Annotated in this window: 2 rRNA genes; both read left to right on the plus strand. The window is 52.9% G+C overall.

What is annotated here, in order from left to right:
* Positions 1–25 precede the first annotated feature (25 nt).
* Positions 26–2,915, plus strand: a 23S ribosomal RNA gene (locus KCG43_RS21170).
* Positions 2,916–3,156: 241 nt separating this feature from the next.
* Positions 3,157–3,272: ribosomal RNA gene (rrf, locus tag KCG43_RS21175) — 5S ribosomal RNA — on the plus strand.
* Position 3,273: the final 1 nt, after the last annotated feature.

Consider the following 3,273-nt stretch of genomic DNA (forward strand, 5'->3'; position numbering starts at 1 on the left):
CATACGAAACCTCTTGGGGTTGTATGGTTAAGTGACTAAGCGTACACGGTGGATGCCTGGGCAGTCAGAGGCGATGAAGGACGTACTAACTTGCGATAAGCGGTGATGAGGCAGTAAGAGCCACTTGAGTCACCGATTTCCGAATGGGGAAACCCAGCTGCATAAGCAGTTATCATCAGGTGAATACATAGCCTGATGAGGCGAACCGGGGGAACTGAAACATCTAAGTACCCCGAGGAAGAGAAATCAACCGAGATTCCGGCAGTAGCGGCGAGCGAAACCGGATTAGCCCTTAAGCGTGTTTAGTGTCAGGTGAAGGTCCCTGGAAAGGGCCGCGATACAGGGTGACAGCCCCGTAACCGACGATGCTTTAGACGTGAAAACGAGTAGGACGGGACACGTGTTATCCTGTCTGAACATGGGGGGACCATCCTCCAAGGCTAAATACTCCTGACTGACCGATAGTGAACCAGTACCGTGAGGGAAAGGCGAAAAGAACCCCTGTGAGGGGAGTGAAAAAGAACCTGAAACCGTGTACGTACAAGCAGTAGGAGCACCTTCGTGGTGTGACTGCGTACCTTTTGTATAATGGGTCAGCGACTTAATTTCAGTAGCAAGGTTAACCGTATAGGGGAGCCGTAGGGAAACCGAGTCTTAACTGGGCGTACAGTTGCTGGGATTAGACCCGAAACCAGGTGATCTAGCCATGGGCAGGTTGAAGGTGAGGTAACACTTACTGGAGGACCGAACCGACTAATGTTGAAAAATTAGCGGATGACTTGTGGCTAGGGGTGAAAGGCCAATCAAACCTGGAGATAGCTGGTTCTCCCCGAAAGCTATTTAGGTAGCGCCTCGGACGAATACTACTGGGGGTAGAGCACTGTTAAGGCTAGGGGGTCATCCCGACTTACCAACCCTTTGCAAACTCCGAATACCAGTAAGTACTATCCGGGAGACACACGGCGGGTGCTAACGTCCGTCGTGGAGAGGGAAACAACCCAGACCGCCAGCTAAGGTCCCAAAGTATCACTAAGTGGGAAACGATGTGGGAAGGCTCAGACAGCCAGGATGTTGGCTTAGAAGCAGCCATCATTTAAAGAAAGCGTAATAGCTCACTGGTCGAGTCGGCCTGCGCGGAAGATTTAACGGGGCTAAGTGATACACCGAAGCTGCGGCAATGCGATTTATCGTATTGGGTAGGGGAGCGTTCTGTAAGCGGTTGAAGGTGTGCTGTAAGGCATGCTGGACGTATCAGAAGTGCGAATGCTGACATGAGTAACGACAAAGGGGGTGAAAAACCCCCTCGCCGGAAGACCAAGGGTTCCTGTCCAACGTTAATCGGGGCAGGGTAAGTCGACCCCTAAGGCGAGGCCGAAAGGCGTAGTCGATGGGAAACGGGTTAATATTCCCGTACTGCTTATTATTGCGATGGGGGGACGGAGAAGGCTAGGTGGGCCAGGCGACGGTTGTCCTGGTTCAAGGGTGTAGGCTGCAGAATTAGGCAAATCCGGTTCTGCATTAAGGCTGAGACCCGATGTCGAGTCACCACGGTGATGAAGTCATTGATGCCATGCTTCCGGGAAAAGCCTCTAAGCTTCAGATAATAAGCAATCGTACCCCAAACCGACACAGGTGGTCAGGTAGAGAATACCAAGGCGCTTGAGAGAACTCGGGTGAAGGAACTAGGCAAAATGGTACCGTAACTTCGGGAGAAGGTACGCTCCTGGCGGTGAAGTCCCTTGCGGATGGAGCTACCGGGAGTCGCAGATACCAGGTGGCTGCAACTGTTTATTAAAAACACAGCACTGTGCAAAATCGAAAGATGACGTATACGGTGTGACGCCTGCCCGGTGCCGGAAGGTTAATTGATGGGGTTATCTTCGGAGAAGCTCTTGATCGAAGCCCCGGTAAACGGCGGCCGTAACTATAACGGTCCTAAGGTAGCGAAATTCCTTGTCGGGTAAGTTCCGACCTGCACGAATGGCGTAATGATGGCCACGCTGTCTCCACCCGAGACTCAGTGAAATTGAAATCGCAGTGAAGATGCTGCGTACCCGCGGCTAGACGGAAAGACCCCGTGAACCTTTACTACAGCTTGGCACTGAACATTGACCCTACATGTGTAGGATAGGTGGGAGGCTTCGAAGCAGGTACGCCAGTATCTGTGGAGCCGTCCTTGAAATACCACCCTTGTCGTGTTGATGTTCTAACGTCGCCCCGTTATCCGGGGTGCGGACAGTGCCTGGTGGGTAGTTTGACTGGGGCGGTCTCCTCCCAAAGCGTAACGGAGGAGCACGAAGGTGGGCTAATCACGGTCGGACATCGTGAGGTTAGTGCAATGGCATAAGCCCGCTTAACTGCGAGAATGACGGTTCGAGCAGGTGCGAAAGCAGGTCATAGTGATCCGGTGGTTCTGAATGGAAGGGCCATCGCTCAACGGATAAAAGGTACTCCGGGGATAACAGGCTGATACCGCCCAAGAGTTCATATCGACGGCGGTGTTTGGCACCTCGATGTCGGCTCATCACATCCTGGGGCTGAAGTCGGTCCCAAGGGTATGGCTGTTCGCCATTTAAAGTGGTACGCGAGCTGGGTTTAGAACGTCGTGAGACAGTTCGGTCCCTATCTGCCGTGGGCGCTGGATGATTGAAGGGAGTTGCTCCTAGTACGAGAGGACCGGAGTGAACGAACCGCTGGTGTTCGGGTTGTGTCGCCAGACGCATTGCCCGGTAGCTAAGTTCGGCACAGATAACCGCTGAAAGCATCTAAGCGGGAAGCTGGCCCTGAGATGAGTCATCCCTGAGGCTTTGAGCCTCCTGAAGGGCTGTTCGAGACTAGAACGTTGATAGGCAGGGTGTGTAAGCGTTGTGAGGCGCTCAGCTAACCTGTACTAATTGCCCGTGAGGCTTAACCATACAACACCCAAGGGGTTTTACGGACTCCATGAGCACTTGAATGTCGTGCTGAGAACACTAGTTAACTTTCCAGAATTGTGAAAATATCCCACCTGCTCAGGTAGTGCCGGGATAAAGCTTGATAGCAAGGCAAGTTGTGAGTCGAGGGAGGGGGTTTAGTACGCTAAATGACCGAACGAGAGAGCCACTTAACGCCGATAGCGAGCTTTATAACCAGCGGGATGTTTTCAAACAGAATTTGCTTGGCGACCATAGCGTTGCGGACCCACCTGATCCCATGCCGAACTCAGACGTGAAACGCAGCAGCGCCGATGGTAGTGTGGGGTCTCCCCATGTGAGAGTAGGTCATCGCCAGGCT

It is taken from the genome of Photobacterium sp. WH24, from assembly GCF_019204055.1.
Lineage (GTDB): Bacteria > Pseudomonadota > Gammaproteobacteria > Enterobacterales > Vibrionaceae > Photobacterium > Photobacterium arenosum.